General features: G+C 62.1%; 25 protein-coding genes. 4 read left to right on the plus strand and 21 right to left on the minus strand.

Annotated elements, in window-relative coordinates:
* Positions 1–588 precede the first annotated feature (588 nt).
* The 15 genes from HMPREF1219_RS06955 to HMPREF1219_RS07030 all read right to left on the minus strand — a co-directional run bounded on the left by HMPREF1219_RS06955 (position 589) and on the right by HMPREF1219_RS07030 (position 18,075).
* Positions 589–3,207 carry an ATP-dependent Clp protease ATP-binding subunit gene (locus HMPREF1219_RS06955; RefSeq protein ID WP_016458184.1) on the minus strand — a complete coding sequence of 873 codons (2,619 nt, stop codon included), beginning with the start codon at positions 3,205–3,207 and terminating at the stop codon, positions 589–591.
* A gap of 179 nt (positions 3,208–3,386) precedes the next feature.
* On the minus strand, positions 3,387–3,971 hold the full coding sequence (locus HMPREF1219_RS06960; RefSeq protein WP_016458185.1) for a hypothetical protein: 585 nt from the start codon (positions 3,969–3,971) through the stop codon (positions 3,387–3,389).
* 124 nt (positions 3,972–4,095) lie between these two features.
* The gene (locus HMPREF1219_RS06965; protein WP_016458186.1) at positions 4,096–4,488 is read right to left on the minus strand and encodes a hypothetical protein; all 393 of its coding nucleotides are present in this window, start codon (positions 4,486–4,488) and stop codon (positions 4,096–4,098) included.
* A gap of 237 nt (positions 4,489–4,725) precedes the next feature.
* Complete coding sequence (locus HMPREF1219_RS12815; RefSeq protein ID WP_156823261.1) at positions 4,726–4,863, minus strand: hypothetical protein; 138 nt, start codon at positions 4,861–4,863, stop codon at positions 4,726–4,728.
* A gap of 795 nt (positions 4,864–5,658) precedes the next feature.
* A complete protein-coding gene (gene ptsP, locus HMPREF1219_RS06980) occupies positions 5,659–7,344 on the minus strand; it encodes a phosphoenolpyruvate--protein phosphotransferase (RefSeq protein ID WP_016458188.1) in 1,686 nt (561 codons plus the stop codon).
* A complete protein-coding gene (locus tag HMPREF1219_RS06985) occupies positions 7,337–8,185 on the minus strand; it encodes a PRD domain-containing protein (protein ID WP_016458189.1) in 849 nt (282 codons plus the stop codon). The genes ptsP and HMPREF1219_RS06985 overlap by 8 nt, the downstream gene beginning before the upstream one ends.
* A gap of 38 nt (positions 8,186–8,223) precedes the next feature.
* Positions 8,224–10,329: a glucose PTS transporter subunit IIA gene (locus HMPREF1219_RS06990; protein WP_245554425.1), complete on the minus strand. Its 2,106-nt coding sequence runs from the start codon at positions 10,327–10,329 to the stop codon at positions 8,224–8,226.
* Between the two features lie 241 nt (positions 10,330–10,570).
* Positions 10,571–11,200: a hypothetical protein gene (locus HMPREF1219_RS06995; protein ID WP_245554426.1), complete on the minus strand. Its 630-nt coding sequence runs from the start codon at positions 11,198–11,200 to the stop codon at positions 10,571–10,573.
* A gap of 120 nt (positions 11,201–11,320) precedes the next feature.
* On the minus strand, positions 11,321–12,997 hold the full coding sequence (locus HMPREF1219_RS12205) for an LGFP repeat-containing protein (protein ID WP_051120521.1): 1,677 nt from the start codon (positions 12,995–12,997) through the stop codon (positions 11,321–11,323).
* 119 nt (positions 12,998–13,116) lie between these two features.
* Complete coding sequence (locus HMPREF1219_RS07005; RefSeq protein WP_016458193.1) at positions 13,117–13,782, minus strand: mismatch-specific DNA-glycosylase; 666 nt, start codon at positions 13,780–13,782, stop codon at positions 13,117–13,119.
* 85 nt (positions 13,783–13,867) lie between these two features.
* Positions 13,868–14,818: an L-lactate dehydrogenase gene (locus tag HMPREF1219_RS07010; protein ID WP_016458194.1), complete on the minus strand. Its 951-nt coding sequence runs from the start codon at positions 14,816–14,818 to the stop codon at positions 13,868–13,870.
* 82 nt (positions 14,819–14,900) lie between these two features.
* Entirely contained in the window at positions 14,901–15,758 is an 858-nt protein-coding gene (locus HMPREF1219_RS07015; RefSeq protein WP_016458195.1) for a P-loop NTPase family protein, read from the minus strand.
* Positions 15,755–16,396, minus strand: coding sequence for an energy-coupling factor transporter transmembrane component T family protein (locus tag HMPREF1219_RS07020; RefSeq protein WP_040427419.1), 642 nt, complete (start codon positions 16,394–16,396; stop codon positions 15,755–15,757). The genes HMPREF1219_RS07015 and HMPREF1219_RS07020 overlap by 4 nt, the downstream gene beginning before the upstream one ends.
* Positions 16,393–17,124 (minus strand): hypothetical protein, encoded by a 732-nt coding sequence (locus HMPREF1219_RS07025; protein ID WP_016458197.1) that lies wholly within the window; start codon positions 17,122–17,124, stop codon positions 16,393–16,395. The genes HMPREF1219_RS07020 and HMPREF1219_RS07025 overlap by 4 nt, the downstream gene beginning before the upstream one ends.
* 39 nt (positions 17,125–17,163) lie before the next feature.
* The gene (locus tag HMPREF1219_RS07030; protein ID WP_016458198.1) at positions 17,164–18,075 is read right to left on the minus strand and encodes a nucleoside hydrolase; all 912 of its coding nucleotides are present in this window, start codon (positions 18,073–18,075) and stop codon (positions 17,164–17,166) included.
* Between the two features lie 33 nt (positions 18,076–18,108).
* On the opposite strand from HMPREF1219_RS07030, the gene HMPREF1219_RS07035 reads away from it, so the two are divergent.
* Positions 18,109–19,056, plus strand: a complete 948-nt coding sequence (locus HMPREF1219_RS07035) for a Sir2 family NAD-dependent protein deacetylase (RefSeq protein WP_016458199.1) — start codon at positions 18,109–18,111, stop codon at positions 19,054–19,056.
* Here the strand turns inward: HMPREF1219_RS07035 and HMPREF1219_RS07040 are convergent.
* The 3 genes from HMPREF1219_RS07040 to lysS are packed head-to-tail and all read right to left on the minus strand — an operon-like array spanning position 19,028 to position 21,387.
* Positions 19,028–19,237: a type II toxin-antitoxin system Y4mF family antitoxin gene (locus HMPREF1219_RS07040; RefSeq protein ID WP_016458200.1), complete on the minus strand. Its 210-nt coding sequence runs from the start codon at positions 19,235–19,237 to the stop codon at positions 19,028–19,030. The two genes, HMPREF1219_RS07035 and HMPREF1219_RS07040, sit on opposite strands and share 29 nt — an antisense overlap.
* Positions 19,234–19,800: a hypothetical protein gene (locus tag HMPREF1219_RS07045; protein WP_040427421.1), complete on the minus strand. Its 567-nt coding sequence runs from the start codon at positions 19,798–19,800 to the stop codon at positions 19,234–19,236. Before HMPREF1219_RS07045 ends, HMPREF1219_RS07040 begins: the two co-directional genes overlap by 4 nt.
* A 42-nt stretch (positions 19,801–19,842) precedes the next feature.
* The gene (lysS, locus tag HMPREF1219_RS07050; protein ID WP_016458202.1) at positions 19,843–21,387 is read right to left on the minus strand and encodes a lysine--tRNA ligase; all 1,545 of its coding nucleotides are present in this window, start codon (positions 21,385–21,387) and stop codon (positions 19,843–19,845) included.
* A 141-nt stretch (positions 21,388–21,528) separates the two neighbouring features.
* Between lysS and HMPREF1219_RS07055 the strand changes: the two genes are divergently transcribed.
* Both HMPREF1219_RS07055 and HMPREF1219_RS07060 read left to right on the plus strand, forming a co-directional pair.
* Entirely contained in the window at positions 21,529–22,413 is an 885-nt protein-coding gene (locus HMPREF1219_RS07055) for an SPFH domain-containing protein (RefSeq protein WP_016458203.1), read from the plus strand.
* The gene (locus HMPREF1219_RS07060; RefSeq protein WP_016458204.1) at positions 22,413–22,610 is read left to right on the plus strand and encodes a type II toxin-antitoxin system antitoxin; all 198 of its coding nucleotides are present in this window, start codon (positions 22,413–22,415) and stop codon (positions 22,608–22,610) included. The genes HMPREF1219_RS07055 and HMPREF1219_RS07060 overlap by 1 nt, the downstream gene beginning before the upstream one ends.
* A 96-nt stretch (positions 22,611–22,706) precedes the next feature.
* Here the strand turns inward: HMPREF1219_RS07060 and HMPREF1219_RS07065 are convergent, their stop codons facing one another.
* The 3 genes from HMPREF1219_RS07065 to HMPREF1219_RS07075 form a co-directional block, all read right to left on the minus strand.
* A complete protein-coding gene (locus tag HMPREF1219_RS07065) occupies positions 22,707–23,723 on the minus strand; it encodes an HNH endonuclease signature motif containing protein (protein WP_016458205.1) in 1,017 nt (338 codons plus the stop codon).
* A gap of 123 nt (positions 23,724–23,846) precedes the next feature.
* Positions 23,847–24,389, minus strand: a complete 543-nt coding sequence (locus HMPREF1219_RS07070; protein ID WP_016458206.1) for an enolase-like domain-containing protein — start codon at positions 24,387–24,389, stop codon at positions 23,847–23,849.
* A 4-nt stretch (positions 24,390–24,393) separates the two neighbouring features.
* Positions 24,394–25,317 (minus strand): DUF6779 domain-containing protein, encoded by a 924-nt coding sequence (locus HMPREF1219_RS07075; RefSeq protein WP_016458207.1) that lies wholly within the window; start codon positions 25,315–25,317, stop codon positions 24,394–24,396.
* Between the two features lie 81 nt (positions 25,318–25,398).
* Here HMPREF1219_RS07075 and HMPREF1219_RS07080 point away from each other — a divergent pair, with 81 nt between their 5' ends.
* Positions 25,399–26,067, plus strand: a complete 669-nt coding sequence (locus HMPREF1219_RS07080; RefSeq protein WP_016458208.1) for a pantoate--beta-alanine ligase — start codon at positions 25,399–25,401, stop codon at positions 26,065–26,067.
* Positions 26,068–26,088 lie beyond the last annotated feature (21 nt).

A 26,088-nucleotide genomic window follows, 5' to 3' on the forward strand; every position in this document is an offset into this window, starting at 1 on the left:
CGCTCGCTCAACCGTTCTTCGTCTCCTCACTGCTCGTGCTTGCCGACGTTTCAACACGGGCTAGAGCCCACACAGACTCCCCCGCCTCAGTCCGGTGTAGCGCTCGTCCGGAGTGAAACACACCGGAGTGTTGGGAATCCACGTGAGGTTTGTTATGCCATCGCAGATCTTGGCATTGCTGGGAGGGTGACAACCTTGAGCAGTAAAGAATTCTCGTCTCTGAAATAGACTGCCTCGTCGGCATCGTTATTTTTTAGGTCGCGGGCCTGTCGCGCGGAGATACCGAGCGGCCGCGAAGCATCGGAGTTGCTCTGGTACCCGCACTGCACGGCGAATTCGGTCGCATTAACGTGATAGATCTCCGCGATGTTCACGGTCACCGGTGAGCTCTCGGCCGACGCCCGAGTCAGAGCTTGCTTCAGAGGATTCGCGTTCCACAGCCATACAACGCAAAATAACAAACAGAGTGAGCCCGCCGAGGAAGATGACTACAGGCCAAGGAATCCTTTTAACGCCCATCATCGTAGCCGAGACATAAAAAGGTGCTCCCACCTTAGAAGGTAGGAGCACGTAACAGGCGGAGGCGAACTACTCGTCGCCCTCGCTTGCCTGAGCGTGGTCGCCCAACTCGGCGGGGGCCTCATCCTCGACGCCCGGCAGCGGCTTCGGCTTCGGGGTGAAGGTGAAGGTTGCCTTGTCCGTATCCTCGGACTCGCCGTCCCAGCCGTCCACGTCGACGGTGACGATCTCGCCGGCACCAACCTCGCCAAAGAGGATCTTCTCGGAGAGCGCATCCTCGATCTCGCGCTGGATGGTGCGACGCAGCGGGCGGGCACCGAGCACCGGGTCGAAACCGCGCTTGGCCAGAAGGTTCTTGGCCTTCTCAGTGATCTCCAAGCCCATGTCCTTGTCCCGCAGCATCTTGGCCACGCGTGCGGTGAGGAGGTCCACCATCTGGACGATCTGCTCGCGGGTGAGCTGCTTGAACACGACGATCTCGTCGATGCGGTTCAGGAACTCGGGGCGGAAGTGCTTCTTCAGCTCGTCGGTGACCTTGTCCTTCATCCGCTCGTACTTGGCGTCGTCGTCCGTCTCGTTGTTGGCGGTGAAGCCCATGCCCACAGCCTTGGAGATGTCCTGCGTTCCGAGGTTGGAGGTGAAGATCAAGACGGTGTTCTTGAAGTCCACCACGCGTCCCTGGCCGTCGGTCAGCCTGCCCTCTTCGAGGACCTGCAGCAAGGTGTTGTAGATCTCCTTGTGGGCCTTCTCAATTTCGTCGAAAAGCACCACAGAGAAGGGCTTGCGACGAACCTTCTCGGTCAGCTGACCGCCCTCGTCGTAGCCGACGTATCCGGGGGGAGCACCGAAGAGGCGCGAGGCAGTGAACTTATCGTGGAACTCACCCATATCAATCTGGATGAGCGAGTCATCGTCACCGAACAGGAACTCCGCCAGCGCCTTGGACAGCTCCGTCTTACCCACACCGGACGGGCCGGCGAAGATGAAGGAACCGGACGGGCGGTTCGGATCCTTAAGTCCTGCGCGCGTGCGCCTGATGGCGCGGGAGACGGCCTTGACTGCGTCCTCCTGGCCGATGATGCGCTTGTGCAGCTCGTCCTCCATGTGCAGCAGGCGGGAGGATTCCTCCTCGGTGAGCTTGAACACGGGGATGCCGGTCCAGTTGGCCAACACCTCGGCGATCTGCTCTTCGCCTACCTCGGCGATCTCCTGCAGCTCACCGTTGCGCCACTGCTTTTCCTTCTCGGCGCGCTCCTCGTTCAGCTTGCGCTCGTTATCGCGCAGCCCTGCGGCCTTTTCAAAGTCCTGCGCGTCGATGGCGGCTTCCTTCTCACCGCGCACCTTGGCAATGCGCTCGTCAATCTCGCGCAGCCCCTCGGGGGCGGTCATCCGCTTGATGCGCATGCGGGCACCGGCCTCGTCGATGAGGTCCACGGCCTTATCCGGCAGGAACCTGTCATTGATGTAGCGGTCCGACAGGCTGGCCGCCGCCGCGAGCGCCCCATCGGTGATGGATACGCGGTGGTGAGCCTCGTAGCGGTCGCGCAGACCCTTCAAGATCTGGATGGTGTCCTCCACGGACGGCTCCGGCACGGTAACCGGCTGGAAACGACGCTCCAGGGCAGCATCCTTCTCAATGTGCTTGCGGTACTCATCGAGCGTGGTCGCGCCAATGGTCTGCAGTTCGCCGCGGGCGAGTTTTGGCTTCAGCAGCGAGGCGGCGTCGATGGCACCCTCGGCGGCGCCGGCCCCCACAATGGTGTGGATCTCGTCGATGAACAGGATGATATCGCCACGCTGGTTGATCTCCTTGAGCACCTTCTTCAGGCGCTCCTCGAAATCACCGCGGTAGCGGGAGCCCGCCACCAGCGACCCGAGGTCGAGGGAGTACAGCTGCTTATCGCGCAGGGTCTCCGGCACCCGGCCATTGACAATGTCGAGCGCCAGGCCCTCCACCACTGCGGTTTTGCCCACGCCGGGCTCGCCGATGAGCACCGGGTTGTTCTTGGTGCGGCGGGACAGCACCTGCATAATGCGCTCGATTTCCTTCTCACGCCCCACCACGGGATCGAGCTTGCCGTCCTTGGCCAGCTGCGTGAGGTTGCGGCCGAACTTATCCAGCGTGAGCGAGTTGGAGCGCTCGCCTGCGCCACCCATCGGGCGTCCGCCGAACGCGCCCGCAACACCACCGGGGGCAGCTCCTGCTCCGGCAAGGCCTTCTCCGCCGGGGGCCTCGCCGCCCTGCTGCCCCTCATAACCGGAGAGCAGCTGGATGACGGTCTGGCGCACACGCGGCAGGTCAGCGCCGAGTTTCACCAGCACGCGGGCTGCCACGCCCTCGCCCTCACGGACGAGACCGAGGAGCAGGAACTCGGTACCGATGTACTTGTGCCCCATCTGGAGCCCCTCGCGCAGAGAAAGCTCAAGCACCTTCTTGGCACGGGGTGTAAACGGAATGTGCCCACTCGGCGGCTGGGAGCCGGGCCCGATGAGCTCCTCTACTTCCTTGCGCACATCTTCCAACGAAATGCCCATGGATTCCAGAGCCTTGGCTGCTACCCCCTCACCCTCGTGGATGAGGCCGAGCAGGATGTGCTCGGTACCGATGTAATTGTGGTTAAGCATCCGCGCTTCTTCCTGCGCGAGCACGATCACTCGCCGGGCGCGGTCCGTAAACCTCTCGAACACCTTATTTTCCCCTTCGCGTGTCTACTTTTATCTAACTGCTACCCACCTTAACCGCTCGCGCCCCGCGTTCATTTCCCTTTCCGCCCCGATTTCCCTATTTCCCCTGGTCACCACACTGTACGCCGGTAGCGAACGATTCTTTTGCTTGTCGACGCCCCTCCCCCACGTTTCCTCGCTTCTCACCGTAGGGCGCGGGTGATCCGCCGCCACGCGAGGATCCACGCGACGTAGAGGAATGCCCCGCCAAGAAGGAAGATACCACCCACGAATACCCCCACGGCAAAGCCGTAGGGGAAGAGGATGGCGGTGTTGACAAAGCTGAACACCACTGTGAAGGCGTTGTCCGCCGCCGCCCCGAAGGAGGCGGCCCCCATGAAGCCGAAGGCGCACACCGCACTCAGCGGGCAGGCAAGCGCCGCCAGGACGAACCGCTTGGACAGCAAGACGGGAAGCGTGACGAGGAGCGAAAGCACGGCGATGTCGAGCGGTTCGGGCAGGTTGGGGTTCCACGCGCATTCCGGCGGCTCGCCGTAGGGGAACGGCCCGGAGCACGCCGGGTCGAAGAAGTCGATGGAGATGGCATAGGCGAAGCCTACCGCCCCTGTGAGGGCGTAGGCCGCCCCGAGCGAAATCCCCCGCGGCCGCCTCATCCAAGCGGGCTCCACCTTGTGGGCGAAGAGTACTCTCCACAGCAGCGCCAGGATTGCCGAGAACGCCACGAACAAAACAACAGCGCAGCCAATTTTCACCAACCGATCGTCCATGGTGTTCCTCCTCAGCCGCCTTAGCCATACACCCCTCAGATTAGCGCCAAAAGCCCGGATGCGATACCGCATCCGGGCTCTAAATCACGGACTCCGAAAGGAGTCCCTTCGATGCTTCTACTGCTTACAGCGGTAGGTCAACAATCCCCTGCCGGTCGAGCAACCAGGCAGCGCCACCGGCGAGGCCAAGCGCTCCGACGATGATGGCGAGGAGGATACCCACGGCGGGGCCAGCAACTGCAGGGCTATCTACATGTTTCAGAGCGGATTCCATGCAGAAACTGAATGCGTCACCAGGCGCAGAGGAACCCGCGTTCCCGGCGAGGGCCTTACCTTGCTCCCACTCTTTTGCAAAGTTTGGATCATCCTTATAGGTTTCAGTGAGCAACTTTGCCCCGGCCAAACACGTATTGAATCCATCGGTCCAAGCGGTAGCACTAGCAGCCGGTGCAGCGACAGCGCCACCTGCGAGGGCAACGGATACGGCGACGCCGGAGGCGACGACACGGTTCTTCATGGAGAGTCTCCTTCTAAGACGAATATGAACCGGGAAGCATGATTACTAATCCCTTGCAATGAGTGTAAAAAACTTCCTTTTTGTCCAGCGTTTTGACAGCTTGCGGTTATTTTTTTGGGCGTTTTACATGTTTGCTGTTCAGCACCCTTTTTTTGGTCCCCCAATTCATTACCCCCGGATGAATAGGAAAGATGGCCCGGGAGATCCAGGCCACCTTATTTTTCTGCGTTTATTGGGTTAGGAACGGATGCGCCAGGCCGCGGTGACAACGCTCGAGTGGTCATCAACCAGTGCTACCCTGAAGAAGCAGTCGGTGGGGAAGTCACCAGGGACAGAGGATCCGTTGGAACCGATTTCGCCCTTGATAGTGCCCAATTTCGCCTCGATCTGCCTATCAGACGAGCCACGGCAATCCTTGCACAGCTGCTCACCGCAGACGCTAACCCTGCGGATAGCACCATGTTTTCACCGACCTAGTTTTACTTGCCGGGTTGGCGACAGCGACAGGGTCGGCAGCAGCGCAGATTTGACCTAAGGATTACGGCAGAAGCAGGCCTAGTAGACCAGCTTGTGGTTGTCGGCTGGAGGAAGAATAAAGTGCTGGCATGGCTGGATATTTCTACATCAACCTACCATTACTGTCACCACTCCAGTCCCACAAAACCACCATCACCACCCTCCTCACCGTTAAGATAAACCAAATGGTTCACAACCACTTGACATACGCTGCCCGGCAAATCTTGGTGCCGAAATTTTCGGCATCAACATTTGGTAGCAAACCTGCCCACCTGGGCAAATGAAAATTTTTACGGATTTTGGTGCCGAAAATTTCGGCACCAACATCCTCCCCCGCAGGGCGCTCCTTTTTTCGCGCCGCGTACCCCTCTCCGCGACGCGTGCCCTTGCAAGAAACGCCGATATTGAACCCCGCTACTCCTTCTCGCGCCCGACAAACCGGACCACCATCACCTGGCATATGCTGATATACCTACTTTTTAGTGCGTAAACAATACCTAGTTCCGGATTTGTGGGGCCTCTAGTTCCGGATTTGTGGGGCTCCTATTTCCGGATTTGCGGATTTTGCCCTTTCCCGGCATGCCTTCGGCGTAAAAAATCCCGCCCTCGCCACGAATGGGGAAGACGGGATTGGGCGGTGAGGCCACAAGAAAACTAGAGCAGGTCCTTCATGATCGGATCGGCAACGTTGAGGGCCGCCTCACGGGCGTCCACCGCCGTCCAGGAATCGATGGCGTAGGCCGCCATCTGCTGGCAGGTGGACATATCATGCAGGCGCAGGGCGGCGCGCACGGCGTTGACCTTCTTGGGTGCCATGGACAGGCTGGACACGCCCAGGCCCACGAGGACGAGGGCGAGGAGCGGGTCGCCTGCGGCCTCACCGCACACGCCGATGTACTTGCCGGTCTCCGCGCCACCGGTGCAGGTGGCCTTGATCATGGAGAGCACGGCCGGCTGCCACGGGGTGAGCAGGTGAGCCAGCTCACCCTGCATGCGGTCGGCAGCCATGGTGTACTGCGACAGGTCGTTGGTGCCGATGGAGGCGAAGTCCACGATGGACAGCACCTGGCGGGAACGGATGGCCGCCGCCGGGGTCTCCACCATGATGCCCACCTTGGGCAGGCCGTAACCGCGGGCCTTGGAGGCAAACCACTTCGCCTCGTCCACGGTGGCCACCATCGGGGCCATTACCCACAGCTCAGCGTCCGTCTGCCGGTGGGCAAGAGCAAGCGCCTCCAACTGGTCGTCGAGAAGCTCCTCCTTGGCCTGGGTGAGCCGGATGCCACGGCGACCCAGTGCGGGGTTCTCCTCCTCACCGAGGTTGGCAAAGCTCAGCGGCTTATCGGCGCCGGCATCGATGGTACGGACCACCACACGGCGGTCACCAAAGGCCTTGAGCACCTCGGTGTAGGTCTCGGTCTGCTCCTCCACCGTGGGGGCGGAATCGCGATCGAGGAAGAGGAACTCGGTGCGGAACAAGCCGGAACCCTCGAGGTCAAAGGTGGCGGCCTTGCGGGCGTCGTCGGCGGTGCCGATGTTGGCCAGAAGCTTCACCTTGTGGCCATCGCGGGTGGAACCCTCACCGGAGGACCCGGCCAGCGCGTGGGCGCGACGGCGGGAGCGCTCCCGCAGCTCGTTGGTATCAGTCTCGGACGGGTTGACGATAACCTCGCCCACGCCACCGTCGAGGGCGATCGTGGTGCCCTCGGTGAGGTGTTCCTCCACGCCGGCAACCTGGACGGCGGCGGGAATGCCGAGCTGAGCGGCGAGGATCGCGGTGTGCGAGGTGGGGCCACCGGCGGCGGTGACGATGCCGAGGACGCGCTCCGGGTCGAGGGTGGCGGTCTCCGCGGGGGCGAGATCGTGAGCGACGAGGATGGCGGGCTCATCAAAGTCCGGCACGCCGGGCTCCGGCAGGCCACGCAGGCGGGCGATGGTGCGGTCGCGGATATCGTAGAGGTCCGTCACGCGCTCGGCCATGTAGCCGCCGAGCTTGCGCAGCTTGCCTGCGTACACCTCCACGGCCTCGTGAACAGCGGCGGTGACGCCGAGCCCCTTCTTCAGCTGCTTATCCACGCCCTTGACCAAGGCCTTATCCTTGGCCAGGCCGGCGGTGGCGGAAAGAATCGCCTTGGAGGCCTCCGGTGCCTTCTCCGCACGGGCCAGAAGGCCCTCGGAAACCTGGCTAAACGCCTCGCGGACGCGCTGGCCGTCGGCCTCCACATCCGTCGATGCCGGCTCGGACGTGTCTACGCCGGCGGCGGGAGTAATGCGTACAGCGAGCCCGGAGGCGGTGCCCGACGAAACGCCGATACCGTGAAGTACTACGCGATCATTCATGTCGAATCCTTTCCGTCGTACCCAGCCTCGCGACGTGCAGGGTGAGGTACGCGATTTCTTCCATTGTTAGTTCAGTGTCAAACCGGAGTTCAATGATGGACACGATCTGTTCCACACACGCGGCGGCCTCCGGATAGAGGGTAAAGATATGGTCTGCTAACTGCGATTTTTCGTCGACAAGCTGGTCACCACGAGCCAACCGGACGAACAAATAGCGCAGGTGAGTGATGAAACGGGCGACACTCATCGTGGACGAGTCAAGGGACACACCGTAATGAGAGCCGATGACCTCCAACATCTGCTGGATGACACCCGTCATCTGGTAGGTATAGGACAAGTCACCGCTGGCAAACCCGGCATTGACCAGGTGCAGGGCAATGGCCACCGACTCGGTCTCCGGGAGCTCTACCTCGATCTTGCTATTGATCGCGGCAATGAACGCCTGCGCCATCCGGTACTCGTCCGGGTAGAGGTTGCGCACCTCGCCTTTGAGCGGATAGACCATCGGCTGGTGATCCTTCGCCCGCTGGATTGCGAACCCCAGGTGGTCCGCGATCGCCGTGACGAGCGTGATCTTGTCCTTCAGCTGCCCCGAGGCGTCAACCTCGTCGAGCGCCTCGGACACCACCGCGATGTGGCGCGCCGGGATGAAGGCCAGCATCTGCGCCAGGTGATCGGGGTCGCGACCATCGGTGGGGACGAACACCCGCTGGATCTTCTCTTCCGGGATCTCGTCCCCCCGATGCGCCTGAAAACCGATTCCACGGCCGGTAACGATGACTTCCCCCGAGGAAGATTTGGCCAGCGCAACGTTGTTGTTAAACACACGCAGTATTTTCACTGGCTCACACCTTCCTTGAGGGACACGTACCTTTTCGCCTACATCGTTACTGAGAGTACAGGTTCGCCCGCCTGAACAGTGCCGGATGCGTTCTCCGTCACATTTTCCAGCGACTTCGAGTTTACAACCGTGACGATGACGGTGCTGTCGTATCCGGCATCGGCGATGGCCTGGAAGTTGACGTCGGCGAGCTTCTGACCAACAGTGACGCGGTTCTTCTTCTGCACTGCGGGGGTGAAGCCCTCCCCTTCCATCTTCACGGTATCGATGCCGATGTGGACGAGAATCTCCACACCATCGTCAGTTTTGATGCCGTAGGCGTGGCCCGTCTTGGCCACGGATATGATCTTGCCTTCCACCGGGGAGAACACAGCATTTCCGGTGGGGGTTACCCCCACGCCGGTGCCGAGTGCGCCGGCCGCAAACGCCGGATCCTTGATGTCCTTTTGGGGTACAACAGTGCCCGAAACCGGAGCGGCGACGGCCATCGTCACGCCCGCTGCGGACGTGGTGTTGTCGGATTCGTCATCCGCGGCTCCCGCCTCTGCGGGAGCAGCTTCAGCAGCAGCGGCAGGAGCGGATGCTGGCGCTGCTGCGCCAGCAGGCACGGAAGCATCGGCATTCTCGGCCGCGATGCGGGCGAGGATTTCTTCCTTCTCTTCCGGGGTGCGGTAATCGGTGAAGTAGATGGCGAGGAACGCAACCGCGAAGGCGACGAGCACAGCGATGGCGTACACGCCCATCGGCTTGAACACCGGGATGGTGAGAAGTGAGGTGAACACGAACGCGTTGGTGGTCACGCCGCTAGTGGCAAGGCCGAGGATGGCGATGACAAGGCCACCGGAGAAGCAACCGAGGAGCATGCGCGGGTAAATCCTCTTAAAGCGGAGGTGAATGCCGTACAGGGACGGCTCAGAAATACCACCCATGAGGCCGGCGGCAAGGGCGGAACCCGCGGTCTGCGTCATGTTCTTATCGTGATCACGCAGCGAGAGCGCGAGCACACCGGCGGTGGCGCCGAAGCAGGCGAAGTTCCAGGCACCCATCGGGCCCTGAATGAAGTCGTAGCCCAGCGTATCGATGTTCACCAGCATGAGGGCGTTAAGCGGCCAGTGGAGGCCCAACGGCACGAGGAACGGGTACAGCATCGGGATCAAGATGGCGAACACGAACGGTGCGTTGGTGTTGAGCCATGCCAGGCCCACACCGAGGATGTTGCCCAGCCAGATGCCGAACGGGCCGATGAGGAACGCCGTGATCGGCATGACAATGACGAGAGTGAGGAACGGCAGGAACACGATGTGCACGGAGGAGGGGATGATCTTTTGGAAACCGCGGTACACGAGTGCGGCCACAGCAGCCATCATGAGCGGAACAAAGACGTTTCCGCCGTAATCATTGAGCAACAGCTTCATGCCGAGGATCGGGATGGAGCAGGTCTCCGTGCCCAGGGCATCGTTGACCACGCACGTGGTGGCGGGGTTGTCCTTGAGCCCCATGAACTCCGGCGTCATGAGCGCGAGCATGATCGCCGCGGACACCCACGGGTCGATCTTCAGCCGCTTGCCGGCGTTGTAGGCCACCATGACGGGCAGGAAGTAGAACACCGACCGCCACATGGCGTCGAGGAAGAACCAGATCGGAGCCTTATCGTCGGCGCGCGTATCGACCACGCCGAAGGCCTCCATCACCGCGGTAAAGGCGATGACGAGCGAGGCGCCGAGCAGAACGCCGATGATGGGGCGGAATGAATCAGAAAGGAACTCGAAGAAGTTGTCCAGCCACGGGAAGCGGCCCTTGGACTTGGCACGGGCCTCGGCCTTGACGTCGTCGTTGGAACGCTCCCCACTCTTTCCGCTGTTCCCGCTGGTGGAGCGGTTCTGCATCTCCGGCAGGGCGGTGAGCGCGTTGTACACGTTCGGAACGTCGCCACCGACGATGACCTGGTATCGGCCACCACTTTGGGGGACAGCACCGAGGACCTTTTCGTTCTTTTCCAAACGATCCTTATCGACGATGGAGGCATCGTTAAGTTCGAAGCGCAGGCGCGTCGCGCAGTGCGTGACGGCGCGGATATTGTCCGCACCACCCACGCCAGCGAGGATATCCGCCGCCGCGTTCTTCATTGTTGTAGCCACTAACATTCTCCTTCGATCGTGACTAATTAATGTGGACGCATGAAAAAAGACCCGAGGTGTAACAAAACCGCGCGCACAATACGGTGCGCGTTTTTGTTAAACCTCAGGTCTTGCCTCAATACGTTTTACCGTTCAAGTAACAACCCTGATGCGTTGTTCTTTTCAATTGGTAACTCTACACGTCACATCGGAGTTTGAAAAGTCCGCTTTGTCACATCGGGTGAACGTAAAAGCTCATACGGGGCATTTAGTGTGTGTACACGCCGGAAAGGAGCCACAACCCGCCGTAGATGGAGACAAGGGGCTCGAGAAGCTCTGGGGTGATGACTTTGCAGTTAAAGAAGTCCTCCCGTGTCATTACCAGGGGCTTGTACTCATTGACGAGCACCTCGTCGGGCCCCAGGTGCGTAATTGTCGATTGTGCTGTCACCCGTACCGGCATGCCGGTCAGACTCCTGCCCTCACCATCGGTGTAGGTGTAAGCGGCCAATGGTTGCGATGGCCCGTTACTGCCGCTTGACGGGTATGTGTTGGATTCGAGAGACCACCCCGGTGGCAGAGTGGGCGGAAATAGCCGCGCGGTAAAGGGCTTGTTTGCGTCGCCCGTTCGCACCCACACCTGAGCGTTTGAGCCGAGGGGCTGCTTCGCTTCCACCCCTGTGGCCGGCCCTTCGAAGTTCGTGACCACGAGTTTGTGGGCATCGGTACCGCACGGCTGGTATAGCAGTTCCGTCGCACCGTCGCCTGCACGAGCGATTCCCACCCGGCCTTCGATCGTTCCAGGAGTGTAGACAAGGAAACTGTAACCGTGGTTGAAGGGGATTCCCGCCCAGATGAACACGTACATTGTTCCAATAACTAATATTGCCGCCATCATAGAAAAAATAGCGCGACTGAAAATAGCCTCTATTCGCTGTCGCTTATCAACTCTCTTCAAGTTCAGACCCATTTCATGAAACTTTTCCGGCTTGTTGTTATACCTCTAACCGCCATTGAATCACTGGTAATTTTCGGGATGAGCGCGTCGCACCGCTGAATAGTAGGCAATCGAAATTAAATAACACTGGCCTGAAATTGGGTGAGTTTTCTTGCAGACCGATGCATTGTTAAAGATGAAGCTGCTATCGCAGTTACGATACTCTTGTTTCACTGCCTCATCGTTTTTGTTTTTTCCCGCTAACTTTTCATAGCACATATCGTGTCTTGCGCACGATCCATGAAGCTGAAAAACCTTGCTTGGCGAGTCAAAAATGACAGATTCAGGCGAATTAGTACAGAAGTCATGCAACCGTCCGCCTATCTCTTTATAACGGTAACCCGCAAGGTAACCCCAGAAGATGTAATTTTGTGGGATATGAACCCCGCCATCAAATGGTGTTGCTGGATGCGGTAACGCAGGAGGGGTTGCCTGCCTGGTATCCAACCGTAAGAGACTTACTTCAGGCGCAAACATGGCATCGACGTTAATCCCGTAACGGCTGGACATCGCCGAGATGACTTCCCAAAAAAACCGGCTCACAACCTGCCCCTTAACCGTCACGGTTCCCGCATCAGCACTCTCTTGAACAACATCAAAATCTTTCTTACTAAACCTCTGAATCTCAGGCACCTGATCAACCCTCGATGCCGGCCCCACAGGATAACCCCACCGAGAATCAGTACCACCGTGCTTCTGCCAATAAATGTAGGTCACACCCGTGACTTCAAAGGCCCCAAACGACGGATGCCACGTAAGAACACCATCTTCAAACCCAGACCACCGACCAGCACCATCTTTAGTCGCCTGCTCATCACTAACAGGAAAACCAAGATCACTATCAGGCCCCCCAATTGCGAGCCACCGCTGCAAAATCTCACCGGTAATAGCAGCACTAATACGCCAGTTCACACCCCCCATACGGTAAATCCTGCCCCCCTGGAATTGCTGCATCCAGCCACCAACTGTTCCGTCAACAGCTGTCGTACCGCTAACAGGAACCTCAGAAGCCGTAGGATAACCAAGATAGCCCGCCTCCCAACCATTCCGTTGCCACGCCGCAGCAACATCAGGCTGAACAGCAAACGCACCCGTATCCGGATGCCAATAAATAAACCCATTCCGAAAACGTTGGTGGAACCCCACACCATCCGGATTCCGCATCTCCGGCTCCTGCGGATCCAAAAGCCAACTCGTCAAACCACCAAGCCGATCATATTCCCCACGAATCGCACCACACACATCAAAAGCAGTCCACGGATACCGCACACACCCCGAAGCCAACGTGACAGAACGCACCGCCATCGACTCTTCTACCTGCTGATGAGCAATAGCAACCTCCGCCTCATCCGCCACACGCTTATCCACCCCTTCCGGAATACCGATCCGATCAGACCACATTTGCCCTTCCACCACCGAGGAATGCGGATGCGCATCATCCACAGTCTCACGCGCAAGCTCCCGCAAAGAATCAATCTCTGCAGGAGTCAACCCGCCCGCACCGTCAACCTCAGCATTAGCCTCCCCCATATGCAACGCCGCCTTCACCCCCGAGTCATCCCGCAACCCCACAGGAAACGGTGGCATCTGCCCCGCCCCTAAATCCGCAGCAGCCACGTTCACAACCGGCGCACAAAACAACCCAACAACAAGAACCAAAACGGAAACGAAAGAAACAGGAAGCGTGGTTTTGTTCATAAACCAATTTTACGAGGAATCTACAGCGCCCCCACTAGAAAGTGGGGAATATCACTAATATCTGCCAAAGCACAATACACTCTCCTCAAGCGATGAACTGATCAGTATTCTGTACCCCCTCAAACCCCAGGGGGTCTTTGTGTAGTGCGTTTCGCCTCGCCCCGCTGCACTACGTCCTGCCACTTCTCGGCCAACGAATCGATCGTCTCGTGCGCGTTGAGGCCACTCGGTTGCGGCACCACCCACAACTCCACGGTGGCGGGCCATCCCTCGGGGATAAACTCCCCTTCCTGCCTTCCTAGCTTCGCCTTTGGTTTGCGGAAGGCCTGCCGGTGGGCGGTGATGCCGACGATGGCCACCTTTTCGGGTTGTAGCTTTTCGACGAGTCGGAGCACCCCCTGCGCGCCCCCACGTAGTTGTTCGGCAGTGAGCTCCGACGCCTTCGACGTGGCCACGCCGGAGACGAAGTTGGTGATCCCGATGCGGCGTTCTTCCAGCATGTGGAAGTCCTCGTCTTTCAGCCCGCACGAGCAATCCACCTCGTTGGGGATCACGCCACCGCGGTAGAGCGAGGGCCAAAACCTGTTGCCGGGGTGGGCGAACGGCGCGTTAACCGCCGCCGTCCACGGGCTGGGGTTGACACCCACGATGAGCAGCGAGAGCCGCTCACACTCCCCGGGGACGGGGAGGAGATCGTCGACAGGCTCGCCCTGGAACCGGGGCAGAATGTCACGGGTGGGTTTTTCCCCGGCCAATGGCGAGGGGCGACGTTTTTGAAAGCGCATAACTACGACCGTACCCGTCGTTTCAGGGCCCGCCGCGAACAAAAAGGAGGGCCCGCAATAACGGGCCCTCCTAACAGGAATTGTGTTAGTTCTTAAACTCTTCGTCCATAACCTCACGCAGCTGGGCTGCGGACTTGTCAAAGAGCTCCTTCTCGTGCTCGTCGAGGTCGAGCTCGACAACGCGGTTGATGCCGCCGCGGTTGATGATCGCGGGGGTGCCGATGTAAATATCGTTGAGGCCGTACTCGCCCTTGAGCAGGGTGGACACAGGAAGTGCCACGTACTGGTTCTTGAAGATGGCCTTGGTCAGGCGGGCCAGACCCATGCCGATGCCGTACGAGGTGGAACCCTTGGCGTCGATGATGTCGTAGGCGGCGTCGCGGGTCTCGTGGAAGACCTTCTCAATCTTCTCCGCGTAGCCGTCCTGGCGGTCGGCGTAGGCACGCAGCGGCACACCGGCGATGTTCGCGGTGGAAACAACGGGCAGCTCGGAATCGCCGTGCTCACCGGCAATGTACGCGTGGATGGAGGTGGGGGAAACGTTGTGCATCTCGCCGAGCATCCAGCGATAGCGGGCGGTATCAAGGATAGTGCCGGAGCCGAACACGCGCTTGGCGGGCAGGCCGGACATCTTCCAGGCGCCGTAGGAGAGGATATCGACGGGGTTGGAGGCAACGAGGATGATGCCGTCGAAGTCGTTGGCCATGGCCGGCTCAATAATGGACTTCAAAATCTTCAGGTTCTTATCCACGAGCTGCAGGCGGGTTTCGCCCGGCTTCTGGGCGGCACCGGCGCAGATAACGAGGAGGTCAGCGTCAGAGCAATCCTCGTAGCTACCAACGGTCACCTTGGTGGAACCACCGGCCCACACCGCGCCGTGGTTCAAGTCCATGACGTTGCCCTTGAGCTTCTTCTCATCGATGTCGATCATGGCCAGGTGATCGATGGTGCCCTGGTTGACCAATGCGTAAGCGTACGCGAGTCCCACATCACCGCAGCCGACGAGGACAACCTTGTTCGTTACTTGCTTTCCCACGAGCTCTCCTTGCTCTCCAATTTTTGTTTGTTTCCGGTCTTGCCCGGTCGGGCACCATCCTACAGCGTTCCCGGTGGTCTCGCTAGGACCGCCGCGAAAGTGTGACGGTTTCCACACATGCGTACGTGGCAACATCTGTGGCAAACCGCTCGTCGTGGCACGCCATCACAATCGCCGCGCCAGCGGCGAGCGCCCCGGCGAAGTGGGCGTGGAGCTCCTCCCAGTGGGCGGGACCCAGGCCCGCGTCGGGCTCGTCGACAAGCAAGAAGGAGGGCGTGGAGGCGAGCTTGACGGAGAGCACCCGCTGGTCACCGAGCGAGAGGTCGAGCGGGTGCGGGGCCCCGGCGCGACGGGCGAGGATGAGCTGCGCCTCCGGGAACTGCATGGACAGCGGGGCCTGAAGTCCCGCTGCGAGCTTGCGAAGCGCTGTGGACTTTCCCACACCGTTGGGCCCGGCAAGGCGCGTCACGCCGCCGGGGGTCAGTGGCACGCCGTCGCACACAGTGCGCGGGGCGGTGGGGCGAACCGGGCAGGGAAGCGCGCGCGGGCGGTCGGTGAAATCTACCCAGTACACCGTCTGCGGGATGCTTTCACACAGCACGGTGACCCTGTCAACGGCGTGCTTCGCAAGCCCCGCAGTCGGTGCGATCAATCCGATTTCCGGTTCGTCGGAGGCGATGAGGCTGGCGATCGCGGTGAGCCTGGTCTCACCGCCGGAGAGCCGGGCCGGGTCGCGCGCGAGGAGGTGCGAGATACCCAGCGCCCGGGCGATACCGGTCACCCGGCGCACCATCTCGTCCCTCGGCACACCGCGCTGCTCCATGGGCAGGGCAATCTCCTCGGCGACGGTCGCCCGCAGCCCGCTGAGCACCGGGCGCGCACTCACCGAGGGGACCGGTGGCCCTGTGAGGTCGCCGTCGCACCACACGTACTCGATCACCAGATCACCGCCAGCCCGACTGCGACAACGGTGACGGCAAGGAGCGGCAACGTCCACCACGCGGGGCTGGGCACCGGGGCGTAGATCGTGCGCGGGCCGGCTTTGTCCACCCCCACGTGCGCCAGCGCATTGGTGCGGTCCGTGGCCCGCACGAGCAGCAGCGTGATGACGGCGGGCACAAGCGTCCGCTTGGGTACCTTCGTGCCGGTGAGCGCCGCCGCCTCCCGCACCTCACCGATGGCGCGCTTACCCTCCGGGAGCACGGCAAAGGCGGAGCCCACGAGGTAGGCGAGACGCGGGGCTCCGGCCTGTTGGATGGCCTTCACCATCGCGTCGAGGCGCACAAACCGGGTTGCCGCGAACACGACGGCGACAAGCGCCGCGAACCGGGCGGTGAGTTCACCCGTCACCTGCAGCCCCTCGGCGGTGACGAGCGGTACGACGCGCGTGGTGCCGTGCGGCGCGTGGATGATGATGAGCGACAGCGCCATGGGGAGGGTGACCGCGAGCGTTTTCCCCCAGCACCGCCCCACTGCCATCGCGCCGAGGGCGAGTGCCAGGGACAACCACCACTGGTTGATGCCGAGCACCACGATCCACACGCACGCGGCCACCGCCGCCACCGTCAGCGGACTCACTGCTGGGGCTTCACAATAGAGGCCGGCAACACCTTGATAATCCCCCACACGATGAACAACACAACGATCTTGTCCAGCGGGTCGCTTGCCAGCGACTGGAGGGTAACGGACTCCAGCAAGGAGTTGCCCATCGCCCGGAAGGCGGACACAAGCGCGCCGGTGCCCACGCCCGCGGTGCCGCCGTACACGAACGCCGCCACCGGTGCGGACAGCATGCCCACGATCACGCCCATGATGGCGCCCGCGGGGATAATCCGCCACGGGTGCTCAAACGACTTGAATTTGTGGATGGCGTAGCCCGCGAGCAGGCCCGTAAGCCCCGAGCCCGCGGCGAACGGCAGCGCCATCGGGTTGAACACGCCCCACACCACGCTGGACAGCGCGCCGGTGGCAAGTCCCGCCACCGGGCCGGCAAGCGCCGCGACGAGCATCGTCCCCACCGAGTCAAGGTACAGGGGCAGACCCGTCGACCCCACGATCTGCCCCACGACAATGTTGATGACGAGCGCCACGGGGATGAGCCCCAGATCACGCGCGGTGAGCCTGGGCACAATACCGGCAATAAGCAGCACGGCGCCACCGACGTAGCCGATGAGGGTGATGAGCGCCTCGGAGGAGCCGCCGATGGAATCCCACTGCGTGGGCCGCACCAAAACGAGGTACAGCCAGGTGGCGGCGATGAGGAGGGCTCCCACCCAGGTGAGCACAAGACGATTACGGGTAGACATGTGGCCTCTTTCTCTAACTGAAACTATGAGGCCCCTATGTCACCTCGGGGCAATCGTTTGGAAGAATACCGCATGCGCCGCCTCGTAGTCCACGCCGGTGAGCACCCGAACCGGTAGGTGGCCCGGTTGCGGGTCGGTCACCGTGGTCACCGCCCCCCGGTCCTCCCCCGTGTCCACCGTCAGTGCTCGCTTTTCGACGTCATAGTCCACCGCATCCGTAGCGATGAGGCAGGTGAGGAGATCGTGGATCTGCGCGGTGTACCCAATCCCGTGATCCCGGTGGAACTCCCAGTAGAACCGCATGATCTCCGGCAGCTTCTCCCCCAGCTCCCCGCCGAGGGCCGCGGCGATGGGGGCGAGCCGCTCCGGATCGATGCGGAACCCCTCGGTGACGCCTAGGGGGCACAGCGTCACCTGCGCCCGGGGCGGCAGGTGGCGGAACACGTCGTCGGCGGCCTCGGGGTCCACCCAGATGTTCCATTCGGCGTGGTCGGTGGTGTTGCCCGGGTAGTCGATGGCCCCGCCCATGATGGTGAGCTCCTCGATCTCTGCGTAACGCTGCGGGTAGCGCTGCCTAAACCGGGCCACGTTGGTCAGCGGCCCGGTGACGATGAGACGCTTCCCCCACAGCTGCGGCCATTCCTTTTCGCTGGCCCAGACTTCTGGGCCAGGATCAACGTAGCCCAGCCCGAATTCCCCGTGGGTTTCCGGCGTGGTGATGAGCTCCCTGGCAATGGGCTTCGGCTCCCCCGGCGCGACGGGGACGCTCGCCCCACCCACGCGATCCAACACCCACCGGGCATTGATGGCCGTCTGCTGGGTGCCGACGTTTCCGCCCGTCGTGGTCACGGCGCCCAGGAGCCCCGCCTTGTGCATGTAGATGAGGGCGAAGGCATCGTCGATGCCGGGGTCGCAATCGAGAACAAGTAAGGAGTGATCGTGCAGGCTCATGGTTCCACTGTAATTCGTCCATACAATGGCACTGTGGAAAACCAACGCTTCACTGATCCTGCGGTCCAGCTCGCCCACGAATCTGCGCTGAAATCCATCGCGCGGGTGGTTAACGAGACGGTGACCCCCACCCCACCCCACGAAGCACTTTCCGCCATTGTCCAGCAGCTTCGCGCAAAAAACTGCCTCATTCTTACCGGCGCCGGGGTGTCCACCGATTCGGGGATTCCCGATTACCGCGGCCCCAACGGGTCGCTCACCCGCCACCGCCCCATGACGTACCAGGAGTTCCAACACGATCCGGAGGCGCTGCGCCGGTACTGGGCCCGCAGCTTCATCGGCTGGCGGCACATGGACGAGGCCGAACCCAACGAGGTGCACCGCGCGATCGCCGCGCTGGAGCGGGAGGGGTACGTCTGCGGCGTCATCACCCAAAACGTCGACGGCCTCCACATGGAGGCGGGCTCCCACACTGTCATCCCGCTCCACGGGGATCTCGCCACCGTCGTGTGCCTTGCGTGTGGGCACCGGGAGGACAGGAAACAATTCGATGCCCGGCTCGCCACCGCGAACCCCGGCTACGAGGAGTCGATCCGGGTGGACAAATCGATGGTCAACCCCGACGGCGACGTGGCACTAAAAGAGGAGGACGTGGCCCGCTTCCACATGGCGCACTGCGTGAACTGCGGCTCCATGAAGCTCAAGCCGGATGTGGTGTACTTTGGCGAGCCCGTGCCCGCCGAGCGCAAGGCGCAGGGGCGCGCGCTGTTAGATGCCTCGAGGTCCCTTCTCATTGTGGGCAGTTCGCTCGCCGTCATGAGCGGGTACAAGTTCGTCCTCGACGCCAAGGCGCAGGGCAAACCCGTCGCCGTGATCAACGGCGGGCCCGGCCGGGCCGATGCCAAGGCCGCTGTGGTGTGGCGCACCGACGTGGCCCACGCATTTAAGGAGATTACCGCCGCTTTAGCTCGTCAATCGTAAGCTCCAGCCCCAGGGCGGTGAGGAGATCGACAAGTTTATCCAGGCGCAGGGAGGTTTTCCCGTGCTCCAAGTCGCGAATGAAGCGATCGGAGACACCGGAGCGTTCCGCCAGGTCAAGCTGGTTGATGCCCAGTTCGCGGCGACGCTTGCGGACGGTCTCGCCGAGATTGTCAATACTCATTGTGTCCTCCACGGATGGTTCAATCGGGGGTGTAGGGGTGTAGGTGGCAACTCAACGTCGAAGCACCCGAGCTCGTCGAAGCTGTGCGCAAGAATACCTTGCCACAGGATGAACGGCGTGGTGATGGGCTCCCCGCCAAAAACTATAGCCCCCGGCTCGGCATCAACCGGCCCGTCCGGGCCGATGTGGAGACCGGAAGAATCCGCGATCGCCCACTCCGGGGCGTCGACAAGCGTTCCCCCAAGGAAACCGGGGACCGACGGAGGGTTGACCCAACTCGAGGTGAGCTCGGTTGTGGCCGCGAGGAGCTGGGCACCACGGGACGCGCCGTACGGGTTAAGCGACACCGTGACGCCACTGGACACCGCGGCGACCGACCCCTGCGGAACGTCGGCGGAAAACCCGGACGAATCCTCCACCAGCACGCACCCCTCGCGCACCACGACGTACGTGGTGACGCCGTGGCGGAACTGGGGAGGCTGCGCCAGGGTGCGGGAAAATCCAACCCATGGCCCGACGCTGACCCAGCCCCGCGCGGGAAGGTGGGTAAGAAGAGGTGCCATACCTGTCATTATGGACTGCCCCGCGAAAGTTCGCTTGGTGAACTACTCCGGCTTCACAATGGGGAACAGCACCGTCTCGCGGATGCCGAGGCCGGTAAGGGCCATGAGCAGGCGATCAATGCCCATACCATTGCCGGAGGTGGGCGGCATGCCCTGCTCCATGGCGAAGAGGAAGTCCTCGTCCAGCTCCATCGCTTCATCGTCGCCCCCGGCGGCGAGCCGTGCCTGATCCTCGAAACGCTCGCGCTGAATGACCGGATCGACGAGCTCGGAGTAGCCGGTGGCCAGCTCGAAACCGCGGACGTAGAGGTCCCACTTCTCGGTGACCCCCTGCTTGGTGCGGTGCGAGCGCGTCAGCGGCGAGGTCTCCACCGGGAAATCACGGACGAAGACCGGGCCGTACAGCTGATCCTCACACAGGAACTCCCAGATCTCCTCGACGAACTTTCCGTGACCCCAGCCCTTGCCCTTCTCCAGACCGATGTGGTCGGCGATGGCTTCTAGCTCCTCGACGGTTGAGTCAATGGTCACCTCGGGCTGGCCGGGGAACTTACGCTGGAGGGCCTCGTTCAGGGAGGGGTACATCTCCAGGGTCTTCCACTCGCCGCCGAAGTCGTACTCGGTGCCATCAACAAGAGTCACCGTGGTGGAACCGAACACCTCGGTGGCCACCGACTGGATGAGGCGCTTGATGAGGTCCGCGCCCGTGTTGTAATCACCCCACGCCTGATACGTCTCCAGCATGGCGAACTCCGGGGAGTGCGAGGAATCCACGCCCTCGTTGCGGAAGTTACGGTTCACCTCAAACACGCGCTCAATGCCGCCGACCACGCAGCGCTTGAGGAACAGCTCCGGCGCGATGCGCAGGTAGAGGTCCATATCCATGGCGTTGGAGTGGGTGACAAACGGGCGGGCGGCGGCACCCCCGTGGAGTGTCTGCAGCATCGGGGTTTCCACCTCGAGGAAGCCCTCCGATTCCAGGAAGTTCCGCAGCGCGCGCATCACCTTGATGCGAGTCATCGCGTTCTTGCGGGCCTCCTCGCGCATGATGAGGTCCGTGTAACGGTGGCGGATCCGCTGGTCCTCGCTCATTTCCTTGTGTGCCACCGGCAGCGGGCGCAGCGCCTTGGAGGCCATCTGCCACTCGGTGGCGAGCACGGACAGCTCGCCGCGCTTGGAAGAAATCACCCGGCCGGTGACGGAAATAATATCGCCGAGATCGACATCGGCCTTCCAGTTCTTCAGCTGCTCCTCGCCCACCTCCGCAAGCGAAATCATCGCCTGCACGGAGGCGCCGGAGCCGGCCTGCAGCTTGGCAAAGCACAGCTTGCCGGTGTTACGAAAGAAGATAACGCGCCCGGCGATGGAGACCACGGTATCCGTCTCCTCGCCCACCTCGAGGTTGGTCGCGCCCTCGACGGCCGGGGAATCGTCCTTCACCACGTGGTACGTGGCTACAAGCTCCTCGATGGAGATGGTGCGGGGCACCTCGACGGGGTACGGATCGCGCCCCTCGGAGAGAAGGCGCTCGCGCTTCTCGTGGCGGATGCGCACCTGTTCGGGCAAATCATTCTTCACGTCTGTCATGGCACTATAGAGTACCCCACCACGCTCGCGTTTCCAGTTTGAGCTACCTCTCCGGTTGCAGGATCGCCCAAACCGAGTTATTGTGATATCACATTGCAATTCTGATATCACATTCCTTGTGTTGGCGAAAGGATGAACACCATGCCCTCCACCGAAACCCCCGTCATCTCCGAAAAACCCGTCGGCCACGACGGCACCAAAGTCGCCATCTCCGAAAAACCCGGCTGGGCGCAAGGCGCCGGCGCCGCCGTGGGGCTCCTCGTCCTCATCATCGCGCTGCTCGTCATCCCGGCGTTCACCACGTTCTTGCTATGGATCCCCTTCGGCATCATCGTCTTGGTACTCATCACCATGTTCCGCGTCATCTCCCCCGGGCACACGCAGGTGAACCAATTCTTCGGCCGCTACGTGGGCACCAACCGCACCAGCGGACTGAGCATCATCCCGCCGCTGTGCACCAGCAAGAACGTCTCCGTGCGCGTGCGCAACTTTGAAACCGCCGAACTGAAAGTAAACGATGCCAACGGCAACCCGCTCAACATCGGTGCCATCGTCGTGTGGCAGGTGGCCGACACCGCCAAGGCCAGCTTCGCCGTGGAGGAAGTAGAGGAATTCATCCACTCCCAGTCCGAATCCGCGCTGCGCCACGTCACCACCAACTACAGCTACACGCAGCTATCCAGCTCCACCGACCAGATCTCCAGCGAGATCGCCAACGAGGTGGCCGCCCGCGCCACACTCGCCGGCGTAGAAATTATCGAGGCCCGGATCTCCACCCTCGCCTACGCCCCCGAAATCGCCCAATCCATGCTCCAGCGCCAGCAAGCCGCCGCCATCGTGGACGCGCGCGAAACCATCGTCGAAGGCGCAGTCTCCATGGTGGAATCCGCACTGGACCAACTGGAAGAAAAGGACATTGTGGATCTCGACCCCGAGCGGCGCGCGCAGATGGTGTCCAACCTGCTCGTGGTGCTGTGCTCCGATAACCACACCCAACCCGTGGTGAACGCAGGTTCGTTGTACTAATGGCCAAACGCAAGACCGTCCCCCTGCGCCTCGACCCGGCAGTGTACGAGGCGCTCGCGCGCTGGGCGGCCGACGATTTGGTCAGCGCCAACGCGAAGATGGAGCAACTGTTACGCAAGGCGCTTCGCGACGCCGGCCGCCTCCCCAAGGACGTAAGCCCGATCAGGCGACCGGGCAGGCCGCCGAAGAAAACCTAATTAAAAAAGACACGAAAACCAGACGCTCGACTACAAGCGCCTGGTTTTTTATGGCCGCGCGATGCAATGGTGCACGGCTCGCCTCGTGGGCGGAGTTTAGATGGCCATCATTTCTCGGGCGAGGCGGATGGCACCGCCTTGGGCGGCGGGGTGCATGTTGAGCCGGGGTTCGCCGCCAAACAGTGGGACGAAATAGTCCAACCCGTCGATTTTTTCTATCCGCCCATGTCTCGGCTTGGTGGGATCATCATCGTTTCGCCCGTTATGAAACGGGCACAACATGGTCAGATTGCTCGATGTTGTTTTCCCACCCTGCGCGTAGCCCTGCACGTGATGCATCTGGCACTTGTCGGCACCACACCCGCACCCATCGACCACACACACCGGGGTTTTCAGCGCCTGCTTCTGGCGCTCAAACGGATCGGCAAACCGGGCGTTTTCATCCACATCGAACTTGTACATCCCGAAGTCCTCACCGGTGACCGGATCGACAACGATCACCCAGCCGAAGCGATCCAACTCCGCCTGGGCAAACTCCAGGGATGTCATTGTCGACCCATCAGTCAGCGACAACCGGAAACTGTTGCGCTCCTCCTGGGTGACACCCGTCACCCGGGAATCCACAGGGATCACCACGGCCGGCCGTACCTTGGGCACGCCACCCATCTGCGTCAGGGCGGCAATAGCCGGGTCCTTGCCGGTGGCCTCCGCCTCACTGTGGGCGGCATCCAGCACCTGCTGCACCATGTAGGCAGGGCCTCGCACATGCAGATCCATGAGCGTGGTGCCCTTGACATCCTTTGCCCACAGGGACGTGGGTAGCTTGTGCGCGTGGCGGGTGTTGAACTGCCGCAGCAATCTCCTGGCCACCCGTTGCAAATCCTTCGGCAGCGTGCGGGCTAGCACTACACGCACCTGCCAGGCGTGGCACTTGTTGTCCAGCTTTCTCACCTGGGTTTCAATATCCAACAAGTTCTGCAAGGTCAGGTGCAGGTTCGTCGCCGTGGACCGGGCCTTCTCCTGTTTTACAGGTGCGATAGTGCGCCCGTAGTACACGTTGGACAAGGTCTTAATCTTCTTCGCTGTTTTCCTGTCCGCCCCCATCGCAACCATCTGTTTCACACTTCAAGACTGGGCTCCCCCGAGCAAAACCATCGTGCGAGAAAGGGAAGAACAAAACATTTCAAGTTCTTCCATACCCCACACCCGGCCCCGCACCACATACCGGGGGTAGCACTACACCCCCAGTTGCCTGGCCACCAGTTCCAGGTGCTCGCGCACCACGCGGGAGGCCACGTCCTCGTCGCCGGTGACCTCGCGAAGCACCCGCAGCGCCTCCGCGTAGGAGTCGCGGGCGCCGTCGAGGGACTCGGCAACATGCCCGATGAGGGGGCGGTCAGAATCGTCCACGACGATGGAGACGCCGCCCATCTCGCTGGCGAGCAGCGTGCCGACGGTGGTTCCCAGCTCGTCGACGGCCGAGACGCACCACATGTCCCCCAGCGCGGCCAGGGCGACGCACAGGGCGCCACGGACCTCGAGCGGGTCGAGCACCTGGGCCCCCATCCTGGGGTCGGTGTGCACCACCACCTGACCGGGACGGACGAGGGGCTCGAGCGAGGGGAGGACGTCGAGAAGCTCATCACCACGGAGAGAAATGACGATGACGGAGGCCTCGGCGGGGGTGCCGACGAGCTCGTGGTGGGTGCGCGCGAGGGCGTCGGCGACGTGCCGGTCGCGCCCGATGAGGCAGATGCGCTGGACGGGGGAGGTTCCCACGGGGCTACTTCTTCAGGTTTTTGAGCAGCTCAGCCACGGACACGCCGCCCTCGGAGCGATCCGCGCGACGGCGGCCACCGGTCACCGGTTCCTCTTTCACCACCGGGATCTGCGCGGTGTAACGGCCCTCGTGCTCCGGCTCCGGCGGCGTCGTGGGCGTCCACCCGCCGGTCGGTTCGCGGTCATCCTTGCGGCGCCGGCCGTGGTAGCCGGACTCCTCGGGCGCATCGTAGGAGCCCAAGAAATCGAAGGCGAACGGCTCCGGCTCTTCCTCCTTGCGGCGCCGGCCGTGGTACTCGTCGCGGGTCTCCGCGGGCTCCACGTAGGAAGAATCCTCCGGCGGCGTCCACTGCCACGTGGGCTCATCCTCCACAGCCGCAGCCGTGTGGGATCCGTACGAGTCCTCGGTGGTGGGGATTACCTCCACGTCGGCGGGCCGCTCCTCCGGTTCAGGTTCAGGTTCTGGCTCCGGCTCCGGCGTCCACGCGGACGAGCCGGTAGAAGAACCGCCGATTTCGCGCAACCGCGTCGCCGAGGCCGTAATCGAGTTCGGCTCGTACTCGTAAGAACGCCCCGTGAGCTCCTCCAGCTGGGCGCGCATCGCCTCGAGCTGCTCGTGGATGGCGGCCAGTGTTTCGTCGGCCTCCTCGGAGCGGGCGATGGCCTCCTCCCGCTTGGCGCGCTCGTCCTCACTGATGGCGCGCTGGTAATCAAGCTCATCTTCCAGCTCCGCCATGCGCTCGGAATCGGCGGTGGCCTGGCCACGCATCCGCATGACGAGGAACGCGCCGACGGCCGCGGCCCACAGGGCGGCGAGGACAGCGATCTTTTGCCAGGCGTCCGAGCTCGAGAACATCATCAGCACGCTGGCGACGATGGCAAGCCCGATGAGCACCCACAGGAAAAGTTCACTGCCCTTGAGATTCATGGTGCTAATGGTACCTTCTCGGCTCCGCTACCTTGGGTAGGCTCCCGGGCGTGCCCGCGCCGCGTGAGTACACTGTCAGCCGTGGAAACCATCACCGACCCGGCGCGCCTGGCCATGCACACGCGCGCGATGCGCAAGACGGCACGCCCCGTGGTGCTCGTCCCTGATTCCGACGCCGGCCAGCTCGTCCTCATTCAGGCTGCCCGGCGCATCCCACGCGCGGTGGTGGTTGCGGTGTCCTCCGGCGCGCCTTTGCAGGTGGCCCCCGACGTGACGTTTGTTGATTCCACCCCCGAGCCCACGTTGCTTGTCGACGCCTCCCCCTCCCTCACCCGCACCTTACGGCTCGTGGGGCTCACCCACTGCTCGGACATCATGGTAAGCGAGCTGCACTTTGATGAGGTGATGCGCCTCCAGCGCGCCATCACCGAGCTCGCCTACGAGGTCACCGTCCACACCCTACCCACGCTGCGGGAGGCGGATGGGCTGGCTCTTGCGCGCGTCAACGCCGAGCTCACGGGTGAGGAGCGTCAGGCCGCGCTGGCGATTTCGGCGGCGCTCACCGCCGGTGCCCACGAGGCGGTCAAGGGCGACGACGCGGTTCTCGCCGCGGCCCGCGCCGTGTTCGATGTTGCCCCGGGTATCACCCTTACACGCCTGGAGATCATTTCCGGCCGCCTGCTGGCCAAGGCCACCGTGGGCACGCATGAGCTCACCGATTCCATCGATATCCGCGTGAGCGAGGGGTAGTCGGCACCGGAAGCGTAGTTG

The organism is Corynebacterium pyruviciproducens ATCC BAA-1742, assembly GCF_000411375.1.
Classification (GTDB): Bacteria; Actinomycetota; Actinomycetes; order Mycobacteriales; family Mycobacteriaceae; genus Corynebacterium; species Corynebacterium pyruviciproducens.

Excerpts from the sequence above, each read along its gene's own strand:
- HMPREF1219_RS07025 (WP_016458197.1), bottom strand. The coding sequence starts at position 17,124 with ATGTCTACCCGTAATCGTCTTGTGCTCACCTGGGTGGGAGCCCTCCTC.
- HMPREF1219_RS07060 (WP_016458204.1), top strand. The coding sequence starts at position 22,413 with ATGGCCAAACGCAAGACCGTCCCCCTGCGCCTCGACCCGGCAGTGTAC.
- HMPREF1219_RS06995 (WP_245554426.1), bottom strand. The coding sequence starts at position 11,200 with ATGATGGCGGCAATATTAGTTATTGGAACAATGTACGTGTTCATCTGG.
- HMPREF1219_RS07045 (WP_040427421.1), bottom strand. The coding sequence starts at position 19,800 with ATGGCACCTCTTCTTACCCACCTTCCCGCGCGGGGCTGGGTCAGCGTC.
- HMPREF1219_RS07055 (WP_016458203.1), top strand. The coding sequence starts at position 21,529 with ATGCCCTCCACCGAAACCCCCGTCATCTCCGAAAAACCCGTCGGCCAC.
- HMPREF1219_RS12205 (WP_051120521.1), bottom strand. The coding sequence starts at position 12,997 with ATGAACAAAACCACGCTTCCTGTTTCTTTCGTTTCCGTTTTGGTTCTT.
- HMPREF1219_RS07075 (WP_016458207.1), bottom strand. The coding sequence starts at position 25,317 with ATGAATCTCAAGGGCAGTGAACTTTTCCTGTGGGTGCTCATCGGGCTT.
- HMPREF1219_RS07065 (WP_016458205.1), bottom strand. The coding sequence starts at position 23,723 with ATGGTTGCGATGGGGGCGGACAGGAAAACAGCGAAGAAGATTAAGACC.
- HMPREF1219_RS07040 (WP_016458200.1), bottom strand. The coding sequence starts at position 19,237 with ATGAGTATTGACAATCTCGGCGAGACCGTCCGCAAGCGTCGCCGCGAA.
- lysS (WP_016458202.1), bottom strand. The coding sequence starts at position 21,387 with ATGACAGACGTGAAGAATGATTTGCCCGAACAGGTGCGCATCCGCCAC.
- HMPREF1219_RS06960 (WP_016458185.1), bottom strand. The coding sequence starts at position 3,971 with ATGGACGATCGGTTGGTGAAAATTGGCTGCGCTGTTGTTTTGTTCGTG.
- HMPREF1219_RS06965 (WP_016458186.1), bottom strand. The coding sequence starts at position 4,488 with ATGAAGAACCGTGTCGTCGCCTCCGGCGTCGCCGTATCCGTTGCCCTC.
- HMPREF1219_RS06990 (WP_245554425.1), bottom strand. The coding sequence starts at position 10,329 with ATGTTAGTGGCTACAACAATGAAGAACGCGGCGGCGGATATCCTCGCT.
- ptsP (WP_016458188.1), bottom strand. The coding sequence starts at position 7,344 with ATGAATGATCGCGTAGTACTTCACGGTATCGGCGTTTCGTCGGGCACC.
- HMPREF1219_RS07005 (WP_016458193.1), bottom strand. The coding sequence starts at position 13,782 with ATGCGCTTTCAAAAACGTCGCCCCTCGCCATTGGCCGGGGAAAAACCC.
- HMPREF1219_RS07030 (WP_016458198.1), bottom strand. The coding sequence starts at position 18,075 with ATGAGCCTGCACGATCACTCCTTACTTGTTCTCGATTGCGACCCCGGC.